This window comes from Luteolibacter yonseiensis (genome assembly GCF_016595465.1).
GTDB lineage: Bacteria > Verrucomicrobiota > Verrucomicrobiia > Verrucomicrobiales > Akkermansiaceae > Luteolibacter > Luteolibacter yonseiensis.
The window spans coordinates 67055-88316 of the sequence record NZ_JAENIK010000004.1 but is presented as its reverse complement, the minus strand read 5'-3'; the positions used below and the strand labels follow the sequence as shown (position 1 = coordinate 88316).

Below are 21262 nucleotides of genomic sequence, written 5' to 3'. Positions count from 1 at the left end.
TTTTCTTAAAAAATCCTCATACTCTGAAAGCGAGACAGACATGATCCGGCGGCGGTCGGAGGAGTTTGCAACCAAGGGCGGACGAGGAATCCGCGGGGCGGACACGCAGGGATTCCTCCCGCGCCTTTATTGGCGGCGCGGGCGGCAAGCCACCGCAAAAAGACCGAGAAGGAGGCCTGATCGTTCCGAATCCAGCAAAACCTTCCTCATCTCTTCTGGGTGGCCTCCGCTCATTCTGGCATATTGGTGATGGAGTCCCAGAAATCTTCGCAATCTGAGGTTCCGTGCAAGAGTTTCGCAGGAGGTTTCCGTGTAGCGATGATAGTAAATCCTGAGATCCCCGAAACGTTCCGCGAGTTCTCTTTTGAATTCTTCCTCTCCGGGTTCGTAGAGATGGTGGGAGTTCGTTTTGCTCGGCGCTCCTGTTTTCACATAGGGAATGGAGGCGATCAAGCGTCCCTCCGGGCGAAGCACACGGGCGGCTTCATCAAGAGCCTTGCGGTAGTCCGGCAGATGTTCCAGCACCTCAAGACAGATCACCGCATCAAAGGATGAATCTGGAAACTGAAGTGAGTGGGCGTCACCTTGGGTGATGGATTCGGGATCCGGCACTCTGGATTTCGCCGCGGTGCAGGCGGTGGCGTCGTATTCGATACCCCGATAGGTTGAAACGGCGGGAGCGACGCGGCTGCTGAAGACTCCGAGTCCGGTTCCGATTTCCAGCAGGTCGTCCGAGGGTTTCACCTCGGAAAGCGCTTTGGAATACCGTTGTTCGTGGAGATGGACCTGGAACGGGTCTCCGCAGGTCGCGACATCAAGTCTTTCGAAGACATGCGGAGCTTCTGAATGGGATGTGTTCATCGTGATGAAGGTCGGGAGCCGGTTGGAAGGTCAGCATTTCAGTTTCGCACGCTGGACCTGCTCGACCGGGAGAATCTCGCTGACTTTTCTGGTCAGGGATTTGCTCACGTTGCGCAGATCCCGCGCCAGACGCCGCATGCCGTCAGGTTCGAGGCTTGCGGCGTGGTCGGTGCCCTTCCACGTCCGATCAAGGGTGAAGTGGCGCTCGAAGATCTCAGCTCCCAAAGCGAGGGCGGCGATGTCCGCGGCGATGCCGAGGTGATGTCCGCTGAAGCCGATTTTTTTGACCTTGCTGGCGAAGGTTTCACGCAGGCGGCTGATTTCCAGCAGGCAGATGTCCGCGAATTCGACCGGATATCCCGACGTACAGCTATAGAGCACCAGGTCCTTGTTGCGTCCGTGTTTTTCGAAACGGCTCACGATGGCCTCTTCTTCCGCATGGGTTGTCATGCCCACGGACAAATGGATTTCCCCGCCATATTCGCCGCAGAGGTAATCGAGAATAGGAGTGTTGAGATTGGTCGCGGAGGGGATCTTGATGAAGGCGGGATCGATGGAGACGATCTCGCGGGCGGAGGTCATGTCCCAAACGGACGTGCTGTAGACGAGCCCCAGTTCCTCGCACCATTCCTTGAGCTGGCGGTTCTGGTCGAGGCTGAGTTCCAGGGCTTCGCGGTGGGCGCCATAGGTATCGCCATACGAGTTGTGTGGGTTGGGATGCGGGGCATTGTATTGCTGCGGACTGAGAAGTTCCTTGGGATTGCGTTTCTGGAACTTCACGGCATCCACCTTGCAAAACATCGCCGCGACGGTGATGAGTTCCTTGGCGATGGCCATGTCGCCCTTGTGGTTGCAGCCGATCTCGGCGATGAGGAATGGAGTGGTCATGGTTAACGGGTGTCGACGGTGGAATATGATAGGCTTGTTTCGATCGGGTGCCAGGGCCTTGCCAGGCAGGAAGAGGGGCTAAATTCGACCGGTTCCGGAGGCTGTCGCACGTTCGTTTATCCATGCCTCGACAAGTCCTTCGGTTTCTTTCAGGGCGAAGCCCATCCTCCTGAGGGCGCTCCTGCATGATTCGATGCGGTCGGCACCGACGATGAAAGGATGCATCTCGATTATCAGGAGGCGGAAATCCGGGAGGCGGTGTTCATTTTCCGACACGAAATCAATCTCGCCGCCTTCGATGTCCATGATCAGGACATTGGGCCGGAAATCATGCTTCGCGCACAGGTCGTCGTTGGAGTAAACAGGGACACTCACTTCCTTGCCGGTGGCGAGGTTGGCGCTTCCGCTGACGATGAAGTCCTGAAGAAAGAAGGTCCCGTCCATCGTCTTGCTGACCAGACAGTGTTCGATCATGAACTTGCAGGCGTTCGTGGCACGATTGCTTTCCAGGATCGGGATGAGCCTTGGATTCGCCTCCACCACCAGATGGGCTCCGGGATCCGAGAGCAGGCGGTTGGTCATGCACGAAACCACGCCGACGCAGGCTCCGAGTTCGAGGACCCGGTCGTCCTTGGCGAGATGCCGCCGGATCAATTTGCGTTCCGGCAGTTCGTAGCAATCGAAGAAAAAGCGGGATCGGAAGCCCATCGGCATGAATTGGAAGGGGAGCCCGAACTCGAGTCCTTCCGTGCGATAGGTTTTGTTTGTCAGGCTCCACAGCCAGCCGTAGAGGGGGCTGTCATACTCTCGTTTCACCCAGAGTATGTCAAACATCCGATGCAATGCGATCTTTAGCCGGAGCGGTAACAGTTTCCTGAGGAGTGGCATGATACGGTTGAAATGGAGGTGCTTTTGTCGTTGTTTTCAGCGGGCGACTGCGACCGCCTGAAGGTAGATGTTCTCTCGGGAAGACAAGGATGTCCGGTAGGCGTCCGCCTGCGGGCGGGCGGGCAGCAGTGCGGAAAGTTTCCGAAGCTGCCGGGCCACCAGGGACTTGGGTTTGCGCTGGCGGATGAAGCGGTCCAGAGGCAGGCCGCATGTGCGCAGGGAGACTATTTCGTATCCGCTGTTGGTGAGGCAGCGTTCAAGCGATGTTTCCGTGAAGTAGTTGATATGTGCGAGCCCGCGGATCCCCCATTTGATCTGTTTTTCCACCCAATGATCCGGGTCGTTGGGAACTTCGACGAAGAGATGGCCTCCGGAACCGAGGACATGGGTGTGCAGCCGCCGCAGGAAGGTGCCGGGCTCCGGAACATGTTCCAAAACGTGGCTCATGGTGATCAGTTGGGTGCGGATGCCGGAGTTTTCCGGCTGGAAGAGTTCATTGATCACATCAATATGGGGACCCGTCCGATTGGCCAGGGCGAAACCCGCCATCGCCTTGTCGGCTTCGTAACCTTGGACCCGTCCGCATCTGGTTCCCAGCTTGTTGAGCAGGCGTCCGGCGCCGCAGCCTATGTCAAGCGCGCTCTCAAAACCGGATCTGCCCGAAGTCTCAAGGATGTAGCCCATCTGTATTTCCGCCCGGTGATCCATGAAGCGGATGTATTCCTGATCCGGCACTTCGTTACGGACCTCGCGGTATTCGCTTTCGTAGTAGGCTGCGAGCTGCTCCTCCGTCGGATAGGGGGATGTCTGGCAGAATCCTTCAGATCCGTGGCTGACCACCATACACTCGGGAAAATCCGGATGACGGCCGAGGGGTTTGATTGCGGAACTCATGAATTCAAGCTTTGTTGCGGTGTGGTCGTCCGGATGTGATGAAGAATACGCCAGGCGATGGCCGCGGCCGGGATGTGGACGGCCGCGAAAATCCAGGGGATGGTGGCATCGCCCATTTTGCTGGAGAGAAGGACGCTGGCTGCAAGGAAAGATATGCCCACGCCCAAGTGGAGGAAGGTGTAGGGTTCCCTACGCAGCGCCCGGGTATAGTGCATGGATACGAGCCAGATGGAGTAAAGCACCCAACCGATGGCGAAACCGGCGGCAGATGACGCGGGAAGAAAGCGTGCCGCGGGTCCTGGAAGCAGCCATTGGAAAACCAGCAGCGCGATGACGAATGCCGACATTCCCAGAACGCAGAACCCCACGCTTCTGCGGGCGGCCAGACTCCACGCGGCATTCACTTCCGTCCACATGCCCTTGGCGGCGAGCGCTCCCCAGGAAGGTATGCGGACGGCGGTCCAGGTGTTGGCGATTCCACCGATCATCCGGATCATCTGGAAGGTCATCCCGATCTGACCGGAGACCACCGGGCCGTGAAGTTGCATCGCCAACGGCGCCAGACCGGATTCAAGGAAGTAGCGGCTCATCCATGTGCCTGCGATCCGCCATTGGAAACCCCATATTTCCCTCCTCCAGGAAACCTGCGATTTCCCCGGGGGCCGCAGGATCTGGATCGCGAGTTTACGCCATTTCAACGCCAGGTAAGCCACAGGAAAAGCCACGGAAACAACCGACGACCAGATCACCACATCGATCCCGAGTCCCAGCAGAAGGCAGATCGAAGTGGTGGCAAACCCGACGATTGATGCCCAGAACCTATAGCTCGCCACCTCCGTGATCCGGTTGCAGCCTTCCAGAAGCGCCCAGAACGGTGTGAGCGTGAAGCCGATCGCCGCGCAGGCGGAGCCCACAAGCCAGGGGGTGAGCCAGGCCACTCCATGGTCCGGCTTGGAGGAAAAGAAAAGATATCCGCCCCCCATCAGCGTCAGCATCAGCGCGCCGCCCATGATGGAATAGTACAGATTCGCTTTCTGGAACAGGGACCGGAGACGGGAGAGCGAATCCCTTTTGCCCACCAGCACGCCGTTCCCGTTGAATCTCAACCAGGCGAACTCCTTGCTGGAAAACTGGGTGATGCTCTGCGCGAATCCGGCTTCGAGAAAGACCTGGATGCCGATCACCCCGGCGAAGCTGTAGAAATATCCCTGTTCCACCGGCCGGAGGTGTTTGATCATGAGCATCATGGTGATCGGGCCCGTCACGAAACGGACCAACTGGGTCGCGGTGGATGCGGCGATGGCCCTGTCCATTCCCAACAGCGCCATCAATCTGGCATATGCGGATTTATAGTTGAAATTGGCGGGTGGCATCAGATTGGCGGAGGGGATCAACAAGAAGGTTTCCCGAATGTCGCGGGAAACGGAACGAGTCCCAAGGGGGGCGGTGGGATGGGATTCATGAGGTTTCCGCGATCAGCCGACCTGGATGAGGATACCCTCCCCCGCCTGAATGGAACGATGCCGGTCCATCGAAGGGGGATCAGCGCGGGACGTTTCGGAAAATGAGATTTTCGGCAAGGCATTTCACTTTGGCCGTGTGCCGTTCGGTGAAGAACCAGAATATGACCGCAACAGCGAAAATAAAACCCGCCACAGCGGCGAAAAGAATCAGGTTTTGGAAATTGAAGGGAAGTTTGGCTGGAGCAAGCCATGCACAGATGAAGCAGGCAACGGGCATGTGGATCACATAAAGGTCGAGAGGAACGGAGTTATCATCGTGCGTCATGATGGAACGCTGGGGGATCCGGCATGCGGATGTGGCCTGGGAAGCGGGGAGTAACTCCGGGCCGGCTTGTATGCGGGCAAGGGAAGGTTTTTGTGCAGCATCCCGACCATGGCGGTTCCCATCAGCAGCACCCTTGCGCCTCCTTCAAAGGTTCCGATAATGGCCAGCCAAAAGATGGGGCTGACAATGAAGGGCGAGCAGATGAACAAGGCGACAGGGAACCATTCCGTGCCGCGGGTGCGTTGGATCTGGCGGTGCGCGTGAACCGCCACGAGGATGAAACCGGAAACAAGCACAGCCAAGCCCACGTAGCCCACGGTGCGGATGGTCTGGACGGGGCCGCTATGGTATCCTCCGTTGATCATCATGGATTCCTGAACGTTGGAAAGTCCGCTGATGGCAACGCCACCGCGGTCATCCTCGAACTTTTTCATGGCTTCGAACTCCTTTTTCGTAAAGCCGAGTCCATCGCCCAGCCACTTGTTCTTGATCCATTTTTCGGTGAAAAGAGCTTCTTTCCACATCTCGACCCGCCAGTCGGTCGAGCCTTCCGCATCACGTTGGAAGCGCTGGTCCCAAGTCCCGGGAAGGAAGGTCAGGGCGCGTTGGACGTTGGCGGGCAGAGGGGCGATGGAATTGACAAGAGCCAGCATGAACAAGCCCGCCGCTCCCAAGAAGAAGGAAGCGAAAATCGCCCTCATCCCTCCGCGGTAGAAGATTCCCACCAGGAAATAAAGGCAGGCGTGGATCAATTGGGACCGGTATCCGCTGAAGGCGGCGGCTGCCAGGGACGCGAGAACCAATGGCATCCATAACGGATGGAAGGAGGCCTTGAGCGGGGAGATCCGGCTTGATATCCAGTTGGCGAGGGTCAATGAGATCTGACGGACAAAGCTGACACGGGTCGCTTCTCCTGGTGCGACACTTTCTCCATTTTCGACGTCGCTTGAGAAGGTGGCTCCGAAATAATAGCCGATGGCGGGGACTAGCTTCGAGATGAGACCCAATCCGAAATTCATGACTCCGCTGATCACTGAAAGTCTCACACACCATCGCAGATCGTTTGGTGCGACCAAAATGACAGACAGAAGATACGCGGCTGCGGCGGTGATTGCGAAAAAGACATATGGTTTTCCTCCCACAGAGTCGCCACCAAGCAGGTTCAGGCCCACCGGGTTTCTCATGTAGGTCTGCACCACACACAAGGTGAAGGCGGCACACCAGACTTCCAAAATCGTGATGCGAGGCCGCATGGGCAGCTTGCGCATGAGGAACAACAGCGAACAAAAGCCCAGAGTGACAATCTGGGCCATCATTTCGGTGGTGAAGTTGCCAGGCAGGGGAACGACGAGGCCGAGGGATGAAGCAAACGGAATGATGAGCCATATGCGGCGGCCCAGTGCGACACAGACAGACAGCCCGATCACCCCGACAATCCACAGAACCGTTTCGAACTGTGCGGTTGCCGCGGCGATGCCGAGGTAAAGAGCCCCGATCGCGGCGATCGTGAGCAAGAGGATGGTTTTGATTTTTTGGGAATCCATGGCAGTGGCTACCGTAGGCGGTTCTTGTAAGTGGAATTGATCGTCGACCGGTCAACGGGACGAGTGCCGGGCGTGAAATCCGGATTGGAAGAGCGGTGGTTGGATCGAGATCGGGTCAAATCGCATCCATTTTTACTGTCTGGCGGCGTCATGGAGAGCTTCCGGCGATCACGATTCGCAAGGACTCGGCAACCGACAAACTCCTCATTCCCGATCCCTTGCCAGACAAATGCATGCCAGTGTCTGAGAAATTGCTGACGTCATCCTCACAACCCGAAAAGTCGTCGCGAAGGACGGGGATGATAGTATCGATATTTTCCAACAAGCTGCGTTTGTTGCTCCTGCTTTCCATCAGCGCTTCTCTCTTCGTCAGTAGCCACGGCATCGAGTAGAAAAGGCGCACGCCTTTGCGATCCGCCGCCTCGCGGAACGCACGTAGGATGGATTCTCCCTCACTGCTCAGGCGGGTGGCACGTGCGATACCCGAGGCCGTGAGGTCGGGATTGTGGATTGGGGTTTCAATCCTGCCATGGTATTTGATATCTTCGGGGCCGTAGCGATATTCTTTCCCTGACAACATTTTCAAGCCAAGGGTTGCCAGATAACGGGGACCTGGTCGGGACAGGTTGAGGTACTCCCGAAACGTCGTGGTATGGCCGAATGAATCTCCGCCTCCGGCCAGCCCGGGGTCGCCGGCCGAGGTCGCCATCGCGAAGCTGAAAGCGGAAGGACTTCGTTCGGTGGTTGAGTAAGTGAGAAGGTCCGGTTCCAAGCATATCACCAGGGTATCCCCGGCGGCGCAGTTGGCCAATGCCTGGTGCAATAGGTATTTAGCGCCCGCCGCGACAGGCAGGCCTAGATTGAATGATGGCAGGCCGCAGGTTGTCTCGATGATGCGGGGGTCGATGGAAAAGGCGGTGCTGGAGCCCCCCGTGAAGAAGATGATGGGAGTGGACGGCTGTTCCTTCCTGACTGTTGCGATCTCCGCCTCCCTGCGATCCACGACGTTTTTCCAGAACCTGACTTCAGGATTCTTGGGAATGGCCAGATAAAATCCGGTTCCATATGCCGCAACGGCGCAGGCGAGCAGGGCGGTGACGAATCGCATCTTCTAGAAATTGAAATAGATGAAGGATGATTCTTCCATGGGGGCCAGCAGGATTGTCAGGAAGACCAGGATCATGCAAGCAACAGGACGGCGGGCGTGATGATATGCGGCTGTTTCCTGACGGACGCCCAACAGCTCAAGGCCCAGGAACAGCGAGGCGAACAAAAAGATCAAAGCGGTTGTGGCGATGTCAGAAGGTCCGGCGAAGACACTGGCGACATTTTTGAAATTTGCCAGAGAATATGAGGCGGGGCTGAGGACCGCCTGGGCCTTGTCAAGAAGCACGTGCGGGTCGCGTTCCAAGAAAAACAGCCAGGCAATGGTCGTATACCCGAACGTGACCGCCCACCGCAGGGGAGCCCAGATGGTCAATGGTTTGCCCAGGCCGCAAAAGGCAACGCCGATTCCATGAAGAAGCCCCCATATGATGAATCCCCAGCCGGCGCCATGCCAGATCCCGGATATGAGAAACACGATCAGGATGTTGGCTATCCAGTAACGGGATCTCCGTCCCCCCAGAGGAAGGTAAACATAGTCCCGCAGCCACGTCCCCAGTGTGATGTGCCAATTCCGCCAGAACTCGCGGAGATCCGTGGACCAATACGGGCATCTGAAATTCAGGGTGAGCCGGACACCGAAAAGAAGACCTAGGCCCAGGGCAATGAAGCTGTAGCCTGCGAAATCGAAATAGATCCGTATGCCGAAGGCGAGGGATTCGAACCAGACGTGCCATGCGTTCGCAGGATCCAGGATGAAGTGTCTCGCAAGACTTCCGATGTTGTCCGCGACGATGAGTTTGTATGCCAGGCCGAGAACGATCCATTGAAGTGCCGTATCCAGATTTTCCCGGTGGATTCGGAACCGGGTGTTTTCAAGCTGTGGAAGCAAGGATCCGCGCTTCTCGATCGGCCCGGCGACAATCTGGGGGAAAAACGAACAGAAATTGAGATAATCCAGGAATTTGGGCCTGGATCCCGGATTCCGGATGGTGTCGATCCAGAACCCGATTTTCTGGAAGGTATAGAAAGAAAGTCCCATCGGGATGAGAACCGAAGGCTGTTTCAGGTTGAGCCCGAGCCATTCGTTCATCACGAAATCCCAATATTTATAATAAAAGAGCGGGGCGAGTTGTCCCAACAGCAAGATCACAAATGTCAGTTTCGAAAACCAGCCATCAGGTGAAAAACCGCGCCGTGAGGCGAGCAGCACGCCGATCCAACTCAGGCCGACAACCCATAGGAAAACGATCAAGGTCAGGGCGCTTTCCTCTCCCAGCAAAATCAGTCCGGTAAAGGCCAGGGATAGTTTGGCCACCAGGATTTCGCGATCCGGGCGGACGAGTCTCGCCAAGCCTATCAACAATCGGGAGGCGATGAAGCAGAGGAAGACGAGTTTCCAAAAATCGTATGAAGCGAAGTTCATTGAATTCGGGTGTCTTGGGAGGAGGGAGGCAATCCTAAGTTGCTCCAGATCTCGAAGCCCAGCAGGCTCGATTGGATTTTGAAGCCGTTTTTGCGGAGTTGCTCCTTGTAGTCGGTTCCCTTGAACCGCAGGTCGGGGCGGTTGATGACGACCAGATCCGCGAACATCAGTCCGGGAGGGTCGGCTTCGAGCTGTTGCAAGGCGTGGACGTACCTCATGCCCCCTTGTCGGTAAGCGTAATACCGGGTGGCGTTCATATCCGCCTGCCAGAGGACGCGTTTCCCTTTCTTCAGGGCGTCGATCGCGATGGAAGTGGCGGCTTGATAATCATCGCGCGCATGTCTCTCCTGAAGGCGGAGGCATAGCGATGAAACGAGAAAGACGATGAGCGCGCACGTCGCCAGGATGAAATTCGGGACCACCTTTCTGGTTCCTGATTCAAGGCAAAGGGCGATGGGCAGGAGAACCGCCGGGATGGCAGGGCTGAGGTGCCTTCCCAGAACCCGGAAATCCTGCGTGAGTCCGACAAGGGCGAGGGTGAGAAGTGGAAGCAGGACGGCAGCCGTGACGGCGATGATGCTTCCGCGATCGGTCCGGGAGAGCCAGGTTCGCACGCCGGCGGACCAAGCGCCCGCCAGGCAGAAAAAAGCGGGTATCAACCATGCGAGATGGGAAACCAATGAAAACGGCGTGGCCCTGAGTTCGTTTCTCGTCGGACCGATGCCGAGCAGTCCGAGGATTTCATAAAACCCAAATCCGATGCTGAGCAACCCGCCGCCACCGGATGTCGCGGCCCGGTACCCTTGTTGAAGCGTGTGGATGTAATAGGCGATCACGATCAAGGCGGTCAGACACCAAGGCAGGGACCTCGTCCAGAAGCCGGGAGTCTTCAGCCAGTCCGGTCGGAGAATCACAACCGCGAGCACCGCACCGGCAGCCCAAACCGCGGCGGTGAGACTGCTCAAAGTCAGCAACAGGCATCCGAGGGCAACCGTGTGAAGGCCGTCGAAAGTCGAGGTCCGGCGGCTTTCGATGATTCTTGCAAGGCCTGCGGCGACCAGGGCTCCGGCTGCCATCTGCAGGGTGTAGGGGCGGAGTTCGCCCACATAATAGAGGACGAACGGGGATGCCAGACAAACCAAGGGCCAGAAGCGTACACGCCTGAGAGCCAGCACCATGAGCACCAGGAAGGGCAGATTGATGCAGCGCAGCGCGTATTCACTGATGAAACCGATTTTCACCCATGCCCAGACGGCGACCATGTAGAGAGGCATCTGGATGTCCGATCCACCGAGCCTGTACGTGATTGCGACCCAATCCTTGAATGTGGGCATGAGCGCCTTGAACGCGGTGCTTCCCTCATCCATCCAAAGACTCTGCTGCGTGATCGCACAGAGACCCACCAGTGTCGCCAACAGTCCCAGAACGATGGGATACCAAGTATGTCGGGTGATGTTCATTTCGCGGCGATGCCGGATGTCCTGAGCTGTTGGAAAAGCTCCCGGGCCTTTGTGGCAAATTTGAAGAACGGGACCGACGGTTCGCCACCGAGGCGGGGTGGAAAACCGATGGGCACCTGTCCGTGGCGGATTGCCGGCATTTTCCTGAGGAGGACGGAGAGGGCGACGTTCGCCAGGTCGAAATCCGGCGGGATGGCACGGATGGCGGAGGCACAGGAACTCCCCGTCATCAATCGATAGGGAACGTTGGCATCCACGCAATCGGCACGGGTGAGGAGTTTGAGGGAGGTTCTCAGAATCTGGCTCGCCAGAACCCGGCGGAATCCATCCCGTCTCGAACGCTTGCCATAGATGACATCGAACCGGTCTCTCAATACCCAGAAATCCGCGAAATGGTCGGGCGAGGATTGGCCATCCGAGTCGATCTGCAGGATATGGGGAATCTTGCGTTCAAGGGCGATCAGATAGCCTTGGACGCAGGTCTGCCCATGCCCGCGGTTCGGACGGCTCAACAACTCCATCCGGGGAGCGAACCGGGCGGCGAGATCCTGAAGCTTGGCTTCCGTGCCATCTGTGGAGCCGTCATTGATCGTCAGAAGGGTGAAATCTCCGACCGTCTCATCCAGCACCGCCATCCACGAGCGGACAACCTCTTCGACGGATGCCTGCTCGTTGAACACGGGCATCACAACCAGCAATCGGGGCGTGTCGGGAGAATCGGTCATGTGCGGCAGCGGTGGCGCGTCAGGAATTTGTAAACCATGGTGTCCTTTTTGGACACGCTACCGCCCTTGGTCATTAAGGTTGTGAGCGTAAGGATGCTCACACTCCGAGGGTAATTTGGAGCCTCTATTGTTCAAGAAAAAATGAACAAGGCCGGGTTCGTCCGATAAGGGCTCCGGGGACATGAATCTTGCCAATCCTCCCGCGAAAAGGGACCTTCCTGCCGGATGCATGTGATTCGGAGATTGCTCAGCGACGGTCGCGTGCGTGCGTGCGGGATACTCTTTTGCCTTCTGTTGTTGGTCGTGGGGGGGATCGCGTGGAAAACGGGCATCACACCTGGCGATCTCAAGTCCTGGTGGTTTTCGCTGAATGCCTATCTGGTGAAAAACCCTTGGGCATTGTTTGCCGCACTGGTGATCCTGCCGGGTTTTCCGGTTCCTCTCAGCGCCTTGTTATTCACGGCCGGAGTGGTTTGGAGGGATCAGCCGGCGATGGCTTGTCTGCTCAGCCTGGCCGCCATCACCCTTAACCTTGCCTGGACCTACTGGGCGGCTGCCGGACCGGGACGGAAGGTGGTGGAAAAACTGCTCGTCTCGACCTCGGTGAAAATTCCTGATCTGCCGAAAGGGGATCATCTGAAACTCATTCTGATCCTGAAGCTTACGCCGGGGATTCCCCACTTTTTCCAGAATTACCTTCTCGGATTCCTGCGTGTGCCGTTCCTGCTGTATCTTCCCGTCTCGATCATTTGCAATGGCGTCATCGGTACGGGGATCGTGCTCAGCGGGGTGGGGCTGGCAGATGGACGGCTGATGCCCGCGCTGACAGGCATTTCATTGATCGCGGTCGGGGTGGTCCTCACCCAATTGGTCCGGAACTGGCTGGCGAGACGGAAACAGGTGGCGGGTTGAAGAACGGTCCGGTACGAAAAAGCTGGAATGAGGCGATCCACCTCCTTCCAGCCTTTCAGTTTGTCGGAATGCCTGAGTCCGCTCTCAGATGATCATTCCCGCGGCCACGGTTTCGTTGGTGCCGGGATCGATGAGGATGAACGAGCCGGTGATGCGGTTCCGGCGGTAGGAGTCGTGGATCAGGGGGACGGCGGTGCGCAGGGAAATGCGACCGATGTCATTCATGTTGAAACCAGTCACCCCTTCGATCTTGTGAAGCGTGTTGATGTCCACGTGGTACTTCACCTCCTGGATGATGGCCTTGGTCTCCTGCGTCGTATGACGGATGACGAGTTTCGCCTTCGGCGGCATCGGCTTGTTCGAGAACCAGCAGATCATCGCCTCGATGTCCTGCTCCACACGGGGAGGATTGTTGGTTTTCACCAATGTGTCGCCGCGGGAGATGTCGATTTCCTCTTCAAGGGTGATGCAGACGGATTGCGGAGCGAAGGCCTCTTCGAGTTCTCCATCCGGACTGTGGATGGCCTTGACCTTGGTCGAGAAGCCCGAGGGAAGGACGGTGACTTCATCACCGGGCTTGAAGACGCCACCGGCCACCCGGCCCGCGTAGCCGCGGAAATCATGCCATTCGTCGCTCATCGGGCGGATGACCCACTGCACGGGGAAGCGGGCGTCCACGTGGTTTTCCTCGCCGCCGACATAGACGTTCTCCAGGTGATAGAGGAACGTCGGCCCTTGGTACCAGGGCATGTGTTCGGATTTATCGACCACATTGTCGCCGTTCAGCGCGGAAATGGGGATGTCGGTGATTTCGACGATATTGTCCAAGCGGGATGCGAATTCCCGGAAGTCCTTGATGATTTTTGTGTAAACCTCCTCGGAGTAGTCCACGAGGTCCATCTTGTTCACCGCGACGACGAGGTGTTGGATGCGCAGCAGGTTGGCGATGAACGAGTGCCGCTTGGTTTGCTCGATCACCCCCTTGCGGGCGTCGATCAGGATGATCGCCAGGTTGGCCGTGGAGGCTCCCGTCACCATGTTGCGGGTGTATTGGATGTGGCCCGGAGTGTCGGCGATGATGAATTTCCGTTTCGGTGTGGCGAAGTAGCGGTAGGCGACATCGATGGTGATGCCTTGTTCCCGCTCGGCCTTGAGACCGTCGGTCAGCAGGGCGAGGTTCACGTTCTCATCCCCACGGCGGCGCGAGGATTCCTCCATGGCTTCGAGCTGATCCTCGAAGATGGACTTGGAGTCGTAAAGAAGGCGGCCGATGAGGGTGGATTTGCCGTCATCGACGGAGCCAGCGGTGGTGAAGCGGAGAAGATCCATTTGAAAATTGGGGAACGATCAGTTGAAGGTGATCAGTGGGAAAAGTTGAAGAGTGGAGTTGGGTATTGGGAGGTGGCCAGTAACCGGAATTTCACTGGGTTGCGGACACTTTTCAGAAGTATCCTTCCTTCTTGCGGTCCTCCATGGCGGTTTCCGAGCGTTTGTCGTCGGAACGGGTGCCTCGCTCTGTCTGGCGTGCGGCGGCGACTTCGGCGATGACCTCATCCAGATCGGCGGCTTTGGATTCCACCGCGCCGGTGCAGGTCGCGTCGCCGATGGTGCGGAAGCGCACGATTTTTTTCTCAACCGGTTCGTGGTCCTGGGCCTTGAGGAACTCCGTCACGGCAAGCAGCGAGCCATTGCGCTCGAAGACCTCGCGCTCGTGGGAGAAATAGATGGAGGGAAGGGGGATGTTCTCACGCTTGATGTACATCCAGATGTCCATCTCGGTGAAATTGGAAAGCGGGAACACGCGGAAATGCTCTCCGGGATTTTTCCGGCCGTTGAAGAGGTTCCACAGTTCGGGGCGCTGGTTTTTCGGATCCCATTGGCCGAAATCGTCACGGTGGGAGAAAAAGCGTTCCTTGGCACGGGCCTTTTCCTCATCACGGCGGCCGCCGCCGAGGCAGGCGTCGTATTGGTTTTTCTCGATGGTATCGAGCAGGGTGACGGTTTGCAGTTTGTTGCGTGAGGCGTTCGGTCCTTTTTCCTCGACCACCCGGCCGGTATCGATGGATTCCTGAACCGAGCCGACGACGAGCGTCGCGCGGATGAGCTCCACGAATTCATCGCGATAAGTCATTGTTTCCTCGAAATTGTGGCCTGTGTCGATGTGGACGAGAGGGAACGGCATGCGCGCCGGCCAGAAAGCCTTGCGTGCGAGCCAAGCCATGACGATCGAGTCCTTGCCGCCGGAAAAAAGAAGGGCGGGGTTTTCGAACTGCGCTGCCGTCTCACGCAGAATGAAAATTGCTTCGGCTTCTAACTGGTCGAGATGGCTGAGTTGGTAGTTGGGCATGAGATGCGGATTCGATGGAGGAATGAACCTTGGAAACGGGGGTGGACCACTCGCTCACAAGGAGCAGTGGGGATAGGTTCAGGACCGAGTCGGGTCAAGATTTAATTATTATTTTGGGTAAAATGGTAATGATTAAAGTAATGGTAGATATAATCATAGAAAAAGCCGGAGCCCCGCGGACTCCGGCTTTTTAAGAATGATCCCGGGCTGGATTGGTGATCAGACCAAGGGGCGGTGCGCGGATATTTTCCCGCGGATCGCTTCCAGTAGTTCGAAGGCGGCGTCCTCGATGGAGGACTTCTCCGTGTCCAGGACGAGGTCCGGATTGTTCGGCGGTTCGAAAGAACCGTCTTTTCCCGTGAAATGGGCGATCTCCCCGCGGGCGGCTTTGGCGTAGAGTCCCTTCACATCGCGTTGTTCACAAGCTTCGTAGCTCGCCTTCACATAGACTTCGAAGAGATCGTTTCCCAGAAGTCCCCGCGCCAGATCCCTCAGTTCTCCCCTCGGGGTGATGGCGGAGACAAACGTGATGATGCCTTGGGAAACAAACACCTTCGCCACCTCCGAGATGCGGCGGATGTTTTCCAAGCGGTCGTCATCCGAGAAACCGAGATTGGAGTTGAGTCCGGTGCGCAGATTGTCGCCGTCAAGGATCGTGGTGAAGCGCCCCTGCTGGTGGAGCACGCGCTCCGCCGCGTTCGCGATGGTGGATTTCCCCGATCCGGAAAGCCCGCAGAGCCACACGACGATGCCGCGCTGGCCCAGCAGGTTTTCCTTATCCTGACGGTGGAGGAACCGGTGGAACTCTGGATGAATGTTCGACATTGGAGACGGAAGATACAACGCGGAGCCCGGGGAGTGCGAGTGAATTTCTTCCCCCGTCTCAGGCACCCTTGCCGATGATGAACGCGTCGAAACCATGGGCGACGAGAGCGTCAGCCGGGAGGACGGCGCGGCCGTCGAAGACAAAGGCTGGCTTCAACATGAGGTCGTAGATGCGTGGCAGGTCCAGCGTGCGGAATTCATCCCATTCGGTGAGCGTCGCCAACGCGTGGGCTCCGTTCGCGGCCGAGTATGGATCGGAGCAGAACTCGATGTTCGAGGCGATGAGCTCGGGTGAGACACCGGCGTAGATCAGATCCTGGGTGATGGTTTCCACGCTGACCCTCGGGTCGTAGATCGCGAGGTGGGCGCGCTCGTTCAGCAGATCGCGGCAGACCTGGATGGCGGCGGATTCGCGGGTGTCGTTGGTGTCCTTCTTGAATGCGAATCCGAAAATCGCGATGCGCTTGCTGTTGACGGTGTTATAAAGCGTGCGGACGATCTTCTCCACGAAGCGTGATTTCTGCCAGTCATTGAGGTGCACCACCTGGCGCCAGTATTCGGCGACGTGGGGCAGGTTGAACGAGTCGCAGAGATAGACGAGATTCAGGATGTCCTTCTGGAAGCAGGAGCCGCCGAACCCGACCGAGGCCTTGAGGAACTTGGGTCCGATCCGTGAGTCCATCCCGATCGCGCGGGCGACCTCGTCCACATCCGCACCGGTGGCTTCGCAAAGGGCGGAGATGGAGTTGATCGAGGAAATCCGTTGGGCGAGGAAGGCGTTCGCAACCAGCTTGGAAAGCTCGGAGGACCAGAGGTTGGTGGTGATGATGCGTTCGCGGGGAATCCAGTTCGCATAGACGGAGACCAGAGCTTCCACGGCGGCCTGGCCTTCCGGGGTGGATTCGCCTCCGATGAGGATGCGGTCCGGTGCCTCCATGTCTTCCACGGCGGTTCCTTCGGCGAGGAATTCCGGGTTGGAGAGCACCTGGAACGTCGCTCCGTTCGGCGAGTTGGCGGCGAGAATGGACTTGATGGCGGTCGCCGTCTTCACCGGGATGGTGCTTTTCTCGACGATGATCTTGTTTCCTTCCGAAACCTCGGCGATGAGACGGGCGGCGGACTCGATGTAACGCAGGTCCGCGGCGCGTCCCGCGCCGATGCCGTAGGATTTCGTAGGCGTTCCCACGGAGACGAAGATCAGGTCCGCCGCCGCGATCGCCGAGCGGATGTCGGTGGTGAAGTGGAGGTTTTTGCCGATGGCCGAGGCCACGACCTCATCAAGGCCCGGTTCGTAAACCGGGAGGGTGTCGGAGTTCCACGCGGCGATGCGTTGCTCGTTCAGGTCGGCGACCGTCACTTGGATGTGCGGGCATTTGGCGGCGATCATGGCCATGGTGGGGCCGCCGACATAGCCGGCGCCGAGGCAGCAGATGGATTTGACGTTCATAGAGTCGTGTTTTGTTGGTTCGGGGTGGGTGATTGTGGGAGATGTTCAACCCCGCACGTGGTCGCGGAGCAGGTGATAGACGAAGAGTGAATTGTAGGTGAAGTAGCGTTTGAAAAGGCGGCGAGGTTCCATCGCCACGCGGTAAGCCCATTCCATGCCGCATTTCTGGATCAGAGGCGGCGCCTGGCGGACCTCGCCCGCATGGAAGGCGAATGCCGCGCCAATGCCGAAATACACTCCGGGTGGCAGGCGGTGCTTGTTTGATGCGATCCAGTGCTCCTGCTTCGGGCAGCCGAGGCCCACCCAGATCAGGTTTGCTCCGGACCGGCGGATTTTTTCAGAGATCGTGTCGAACTCGTTCTCCGGCCATTCTCCGAATGGAGGTGAATGGGTGCCGGCGATTGCGACGCCGGGGAACCGGATCGCGAATTTTTCCAACAGGCTGTCCAGTGTGGATTGTTTTCCACCCAACAGGAAATGTTTGAACTCCGTGGCCTTGCCTTCCGTGGCACGCAGGGTCTCCAGCATCAGCGTGGGGCCGTAGACCCGGTCGGTCAGTCTTTCCGCGTCGGGGAGTTTGGAGTTGAGCGCCCACACCAGAGGCATTCCGTCCGGACAGATGAGGTCGAAACCGCGCATGGATTGTCCGAACTCCGGGTCCGTGCGGGCGAGGGCCGCGACGTGGGTGTTCGCCGCTTCGACCGCATAGGTTCCGCCGCGCTTAAGAGCATGGTTGAGGATCCATTCGACCGCCCCCGCGTAGGTGGTTGCAGCCAGGGGCAGGCCGATGATGGAGATGATTTTCAAACGGCGGGAAGTTTATTCCTTGGATACCGGGACGTGGTGTCCGTGGCTCTTGAGCAGCGAATGGCTGCGGGCGATGTTGAGATCGTGAGCCACCATTTCCGCACACATTTCCTCCACGGTGATTTCAGGAGTCCAGCCGAGCTTGGCCTTCGCTTTCGAAGGATCGCCCAACAGGGTTTCGACCTCCGCAGGGCGGAAGTAGCGCGGATCGACCTTGACGACCACATCACCGGCCTTGACGGCGCAGGCTTTTTCCGGATCCAGGATGCTGCTGACCGTGGCGATCTCATCCACTCCCTCACCGGAAAATTCCAGTTCGATGCCGGCTTCCCTGGCGGAGAGTTTCACGAACTCGCGCACGGAGATCTGCTTGCCGGTGGCGATCACGAAGTCATCCGCGGTTTCCTGCTGGAGCATCATCCACTGCATGCGGACATAGTCTTTCGCGTGGCCCCAGTCGCGCAGGGAATCCATGTTTCCAAGGAACAGGCATGACTCCAGGCCTTGGGCGATGTTGGAAATCGCACGGGTGATCTTCCGGGTGACGAAGGTTTCGCCGCGGCGCGGGGACTCGTGGTTGAAGAGGATGCCGTTGCACGCATACATGCCATAAGCCTCGCGGTAGTTCACCGTGATCCAATAGGCGTACATCTTCGCCACCGCGTAGGGCGAGCGGGGGTGGAATGGGGTGGTCTCCTTCTGCGGGATCTCCTGGACGAGGCCGTAGAGCTCGGAGGTGGAGGCCTGGTAGAAGCGTGTCTTCTTTTCGAGGCCGAGGAAACGGATCGACTCCAGCAGGCGCAGCGTGCCGATGGCGTCCACGTCCGCGGTGTATTCCGGAGCTTCGAACGAGACGGCGACGTGTGACTGCGCGCCGAGATTGTAAACCTCGTCCGGCTGGATCTCGCTGAGGATGCGGGTGAGGTTGGAGCTGTCCGTCAGGTCGCCATAGTGCAGGCGGAAGCGTGAGTTCTCCACATGCGGATCTTCGTAGATATGGTCGACCCGCTGGGTGTTGAATAGGGAAGCGCGACGCTTGATGCCGTGGACTTCGTAGCCTTTTTCGAGAAGAAATTCGGCCAGATAGGAACCGTCTTGTCCGGTGATGCCGGTGATCAGTGCTTTTTTCACTAGGGTGGGGTGGTTGATTGTTAGAGGCGGGCAACTCCGGTCGCGAGAGTTGATAGAAAATCCTGATAGGCGGCAGCAAGGCCGATTTCGAACGAAACTCCGGGTGTCCAGCCGGTGGACCTGATCTTGGAGATGTCCATCAGCTTGCGCGGCGTGCCGTCCGGCTTCGAGGGGTCTGTTAGAATGTCTCCGGTGAAGCCCACGGTGCCCGCGACGAGCGAGGCGAGCTGGAAAATGGTGATGTCCTCGCCCACGCCGACATTCACCCAGTCCGGCGGGGATTCCAGTCCCAGCAGGTGGAAACACGCGGCGGCGAGATCATCCACATGCAGGAACTCGCGCCGCGGGGTGCCGGTGCCCCAGATGGTGACGGACGAGTCTCCGCGCTCCTTGGCCTCGTGGAAGCGGCGGATGAGGGCGGGGATGACGTGGGAGTTCTCCGGGTGGTAGTTGTCACCGGGACCGTAGAGGTTGGTCGGCATGGCGCTGTGGTAGGTCAGGCCGTGCTGGGCGCGGTAATGCTGGCAGAGTTTCAGGCCCGCGATTTTCGCAATGGCATATGCCTCGTTCGTCGTTTCCAGCGGACTGGTCAGAAGGCAGTCCTCGGGCATCGGCTGGGGCGCCATTTTCGGATAGATGCAGGACGAGCCGAGGAACAGCACGCGGGGCACGCCGGCGCGCCGGCTGCCTTCCACGAGATTCGAGGCGATCGCGAGGTTTTCATAAATGAAATCCGCCGGGTAGGTGGAGTTCGCGTGGATGCCTCCGACCTTGGCCGCCGCGATGATGACGATGTCCGGCTTTTCCCATCCGAGAAACTCGAAGACGGCTCCCTGGTCGCAGAGGTCGAGCTGATCGCGCGTGGTGGTGATGATTTCGTGACCGCCGAGTTTTTCCGCCTCACGGACGAGTGCCTTGCCGACCATTCCGCGGTGGCCTGCGATGTATAGTTTCTTCATAAATTGGTTCCGTATCGGGCGATCAGCCGCTCTGCCACAGCAATGGCCATGCCTGTTACCTGATCCATATTGTAATATCGGTAGGTTGCCAGGCGGCCGATGAAGCTGACGGACTTTTCCGCCGCGGCGAGTTCCGCATACCGCTGGTAAGCGGCGCGGGATTCCGGGGCGGGGACGGGATAGAAGGGCTCCTCATCCGGTGTCCAGTCCTTGGGGAATTCCCTGATGATCGTGCTCGCCGCGATGTCCTGTCCGGTGGCGTGCTTGATCTCGACGATGCGGGTGAAAGGTACTTCCGCATCCGGATAATTCACCTGCATGGCGGGTTGCCAAAAGCCTGGTTTGCCGGAGATCTTCTCCCGTTCCAGCAGTTGCGGGCCGCTGAATGACTCGGCCTCGAAACGCAGGGAGCGGTAGGGAAGGGGGCCGAAGCGGCGGTCGTAGAACTCATCCACCGCTCCGGTGTAGACCAGGTGTTTGTGCTTCCACCGGGCGCGGGCCTCACCGGCATCCACACCGAGGTGCAGCTCCACACCGGGCGAGGCCTCCAGCAGGTTCTCAAAGAGGGCGGTGTAGCCGCGTTCCGGCAACGCTTGGAATGTCTCGGAGAGGTAGCGGTCGTCGCGGTTCGTGCGGATGGGGATGCGGCCGCAGACCGAGGCGTCGAGTTCGCGCGGGTGGCGCTTCCATTGTTTCAGCGTGTAGCCTTCGAAGAACAGCTCGTAGAGTTCCCGCCCGACTTGGGAAATGATCACCTCTTCCGAGTTGGCCGGCTCGGAAATGGGGATGCGGTTCTTTTCCAGCCAGTCTTCGAAACCGGCGGTCGTCGATTCCCTGCCGATGAACTGTTCGAAGGTGTTGAGGTTGATCGGAAAGTTCCAGTAACGGCCACGGGCATGACTCCTGATCGTGTAGCTGACCTGATGCCACCCGGTGAACGCGGACAGGTAGTCGACGATGCGCCGTGAGTTGGAGCGGAAGTAGTGGGGGCCGTATTGGTGAATGAGCACCCCGGCGGCATCCGTGCGGTCATACGCATTTCCCCCGAGATGGTGGCGGCGGTCCACCACCACGCATTTCCACCCTGCCGCGGAAAGGCGCTCGGCGGTGACAAGCCCGGAGAAGCCTGCGCCGATGATGAGGAAATCTGTGGATTGGTCCGCTTCCAAGGAAGTGAGTGGCTCGGACGCTGCCGCCCGTGGTCGTTCTCTCCGGAGGGAGGGAAACCAAGTAAGGAAGCTGGCGTTGGGAAGTTG

20 protein-coding genes are annotated in these 21262 nt (G+C 58.4%); 1 reads left to right on the top strand and 19 read right to left on the bottom strand.

Annotation, left to right across the window (positions count from 1 at the left end; translation table 11 throughout):
• Positions 1–126: 126 nt before the first annotated feature.
• The 11 genes from JIN84_RS02130 to JIN84_RS02080 form a co-directional block, all read right to left on the bottom strand.
• On the bottom strand, positions 127–861 hold the full coding sequence (locus tag JIN84_RS02130) for a class I SAM-dependent methyltransferase (protein WP_200349358.1): 735 nt from the start codon (positions 859–861) through the stop codon (positions 127–129).
• A gap of 30 nt (positions 862–891) precedes the next feature.
• Positions 892–1749 (bottom strand): N-acetylneuraminate synthase family protein, encoded by an 858-nt coding sequence (locus tag JIN84_RS02125; protein ID WP_200349357.1) that lies wholly within the window; start codon positions 1747–1749, stop codon positions 892–894.
• A 78-nt stretch (positions 1750–1827) separates the two neighbouring features.
• Positions 1828–2583, bottom strand: coding sequence for an FkbM family methyltransferase (locus JIN84_RS02120; protein WP_200349356.1), 756 nt, complete (start codon positions 2581–2583; stop codon positions 1828–1830).
• A gap of 90 nt (positions 2584–2673) precedes the next feature.
• Positions 2674–3531: a class I SAM-dependent methyltransferase gene (locus JIN84_RS02115; RefSeq protein ID WP_200349355.1), complete on the bottom strand. Its 858-nt coding sequence runs from the start codon at positions 3529–3531 to the stop codon at positions 2674–2676.
• Entirely contained in the window at positions 3528–4928 is a 1401-nt protein-coding gene (locus JIN84_RS02110; protein WP_200349354.1) for a hypothetical protein, read from the bottom strand. Before JIN84_RS02110 ends, JIN84_RS02115 begins: the two co-directional genes overlap by 4 nt.
• A 145-nt stretch (positions 4929–5073) precedes the next feature.
• The gene (locus JIN84_RS02105) at positions 5074–5271 is read right to left on the bottom strand and encodes a hypothetical protein (RefSeq protein ID WP_200349353.1); all 198 of its coding nucleotides are present in this window, start codon (positions 5269–5271) and stop codon (positions 5074–5076) included.
• A gap of 44 nt (positions 5272–5315) precedes the next feature.
• On the bottom strand, positions 5316–6863 hold the full coding sequence (locus JIN84_RS02100; RefSeq protein WP_200349352.1) for an O-antigen ligase family protein: 1548 nt from the start codon (positions 6861–6863) through the stop codon (positions 5316–5318).
• A 148-nt stretch (positions 6864–7011) separates the two neighbouring features.
• Positions 7012–7971, bottom strand: coding sequence for a hypothetical protein (locus JIN84_RS02095; protein ID WP_200349351.1), 960 nt, complete (start codon positions 7969–7971; stop codon positions 7012–7014).
• Between the two features lie 3 nt (positions 7972–7974).
• Positions 7975–9393 (bottom strand): MBOAT family O-acyltransferase, encoded by a 1419-nt coding sequence (locus tag JIN84_RS02090; RefSeq protein WP_200349350.1) that lies wholly within the window; start codon positions 9391–9393, stop codon positions 7975–7977.
• The gene (locus JIN84_RS02085; protein WP_200349349.1) at positions 9390–10853 is read right to left on the bottom strand and encodes a hypothetical protein; all 1464 of its coding nucleotides are present in this window, start codon (positions 10851–10853) and stop codon (positions 9390–9392) included. Before JIN84_RS02085 ends, JIN84_RS02090 begins: the two co-directional genes overlap by 4 nt.
• Positions 10850–11578, bottom strand: a complete 729-nt coding sequence (locus JIN84_RS02080) for a glycosyltransferase family 2 protein (protein WP_200349348.1) — start codon at positions 11576–11578, stop codon at positions 10850–10852. Before JIN84_RS02080 ends, JIN84_RS02085 begins: the two co-directional genes overlap by 4 nt.
• Before the next feature lie 225 nt (positions 11579–11803).
• On the opposite strand from JIN84_RS02080, the gene JIN84_RS02075 reads away from it, so the two are divergent.
• Positions 11804–12490 (top strand): TVP38/TMEM64 family protein, encoded by a 687-nt coding sequence (locus JIN84_RS02075; protein ID WP_200349347.1) that lies wholly within the window; start codon positions 11804–11806, stop codon positions 12488–12490.
• An 84-nt stretch (positions 12491–12574) separates the two neighbouring features.
• Here the strand turns inward: JIN84_RS02075 and cysN are convergent, their stop codons facing one another.
• The 8 genes from cysN to JIN84_RS02035 form a co-directional block, all read right to left on the bottom strand.
• Positions 12575–13819, bottom strand: a complete 1245-nt coding sequence (gene cysN / locus JIN84_RS02070) for a sulfate adenylyltransferase subunit CysN (protein ID WP_200349346.1) — start codon at positions 13817–13819, stop codon at positions 12575–12577.
• A 112-nt stretch (positions 13820–13931) separates the two neighbouring features.
• Complete coding sequence (cysD, locus tag JIN84_RS02065; RefSeq protein WP_200349345.1) at positions 13932–14837, bottom strand: sulfate adenylyltransferase subunit CysD; 906 nt, start codon at positions 14835–14837, stop codon at positions 13932–13934.
• A gap of 219 nt (positions 14838–15056) precedes the next feature.
• Positions 15057–15662 (bottom strand): adenylyl-sulfate kinase, encoded by a 606-nt coding sequence (gene cysC, locus JIN84_RS02060; protein ID WP_200349344.1) that lies wholly within the window; start codon positions 15660–15662, stop codon positions 15057–15059.
• A gap of 58 nt (positions 15663–15720) precedes the next feature.
• Positions 15721–17109 (bottom strand): UDP-glucose 6-dehydrogenase, encoded by a 1389-nt coding sequence (locus tag JIN84_RS02055; protein ID WP_200349343.1) that lies wholly within the window; start codon positions 17107–17109, stop codon positions 15721–15723.
• 45 nt (positions 17110–17154) lie between these two features.
• Complete coding sequence (locus JIN84_RS02050; protein ID WP_200349342.1) at positions 17155–17916, bottom strand: WecB/TagA/CpsF family glycosyltransferase; 762 nt, start codon at positions 17914–17916, stop codon at positions 17155–17157.
• A 12-nt stretch (positions 17917–17928) separates the two neighbouring features.
• A complete protein-coding gene (gene gmd, locus JIN84_RS02045) occupies positions 17929–19047 on the bottom strand; it encodes a GDP-mannose 4,6-dehydratase (protein WP_200349341.1) in 1119 nt (372 codons plus the stop codon).
• A gap of 20 nt (positions 19048–19067) precedes the next feature.
• On the bottom strand, positions 19068–20006 hold the full coding sequence (locus JIN84_RS02040) for a GDP-L-fucose synthase family protein (RefSeq protein WP_200349340.1): 939 nt from the start codon (positions 20004–20006) through the stop codon (positions 19068–19070).
• A complete protein-coding gene (locus JIN84_RS02035) occupies positions 20003–21175 on the bottom strand; it encodes a UDP-galactopyranose/dTDP-fucopyranose mutase family protein (RefSeq protein WP_200349339.1) in 1173 nt (390 codons plus the stop codon). Before JIN84_RS02035 ends, JIN84_RS02040 begins: the two co-directional genes overlap by 4 nt.
• Between the last annotated feature and the right edge of the window lie 87 nt (positions 21176–21262).

Coding starts and splice junctions, on each gene's coding strand:
- cysN (WP_200349346.1), bottom strand. CDS start 13,819: ATGGATCTTCTCCGCTTCACCACCGCTGGCTCCGTCGATGACGGCAAA.
- cysD (WP_200349345.1), bottom strand. CDS start 14,837: ATGCCCAACTACCAACTCAGCCATCTCGACCAGTTAGAAGCCGAAGCA.
- JIN84_RS02080 (WP_200349348.1), bottom strand. CDS start 11,578: ATGACCGATTCTCCCGACACGCCCCGATTGCTGGTTGTGATGCCCGTG.
- JIN84_RS02125 (WP_200349357.1), bottom strand. CDS start 1,749: ATGACCACTCCATTCCTCATCGCCGAGATCGGCTGCAACCACAAGGGC.
- JIN84_RS02075 (WP_200349347.1), top strand. CDS start 11,804: ATGCATGTGATTCGGAGATTGCTCAGCGACGGTCGCGTGCGTGCGTGC.
- JIN84_RS02040 (WP_200349340.1), bottom strand. CDS start 20,006: ATGAAGAAACTATACATCGCAGGCCACCGCGGAATGGTCGGCAAGGCA.
- JIN84_RS02130 (WP_200349358.1), bottom strand. CDS start 861: ATGAACACATCCCATTCAGAAGCTCCGCATGTCTTCGAAAGACTTGAT.
- JIN84_RS02085 (WP_200349349.1), bottom strand. CDS start 10,853: ATGAACATCACCCGACATACTTGGTATCCCATCGTTCTGGGACTGTTG.
- JIN84_RS02100 (WP_200349352.1), bottom strand. CDS start 6,863: ATGGATTCCCAAAAAATCAAAACCATCCTCTTGCTCACGATCGCCGCG.
- JIN84_RS02055 (WP_200349343.1), bottom strand. CDS start 17,109: ATGAACGTCAAATCCATCTGCTGCCTCGGCGCCGGCTATGTCGGCGGC.
- JIN84_RS02095 (WP_200349351.1), bottom strand. CDS start 7,971: ATGCGATTCGTCACCGCCCTGCTCGCCTGCGCCGTTGCGGCATATGGA.
- JIN84_RS02105 (WP_200349353.1), bottom strand. CDS start 5,271: ATGCCCGTTGCCTGCTTCATCTGTGCATGGCTTGCTCCAGCCAAACTT.
- cysC (WP_200349344.1), bottom strand. CDS start 15,662: ATGTCGAACATTCATCCAGAGTTCCACCGGTTCCTCCACCGTCAGGAT.
- JIN84_RS02090 (WP_200349350.1), bottom strand. CDS start 9,393: ATGAACTTCGCTTCATACGATTTTTGGAAACTCGTCTTCCTCTGCTTC.
- JIN84_RS02115 (WP_200349355.1), bottom strand. CDS start 3,531: ATGAGTTCCGCAATCAAACCCCTCGGCCGTCATCCGGATTTTCCCGAG.
- JIN84_RS02120 (WP_200349356.1), bottom strand. CDS start 2,583: ATGTTTGACATACTCTGGGTGAAACGAGAGTATGACAGCCCCCTCTAC.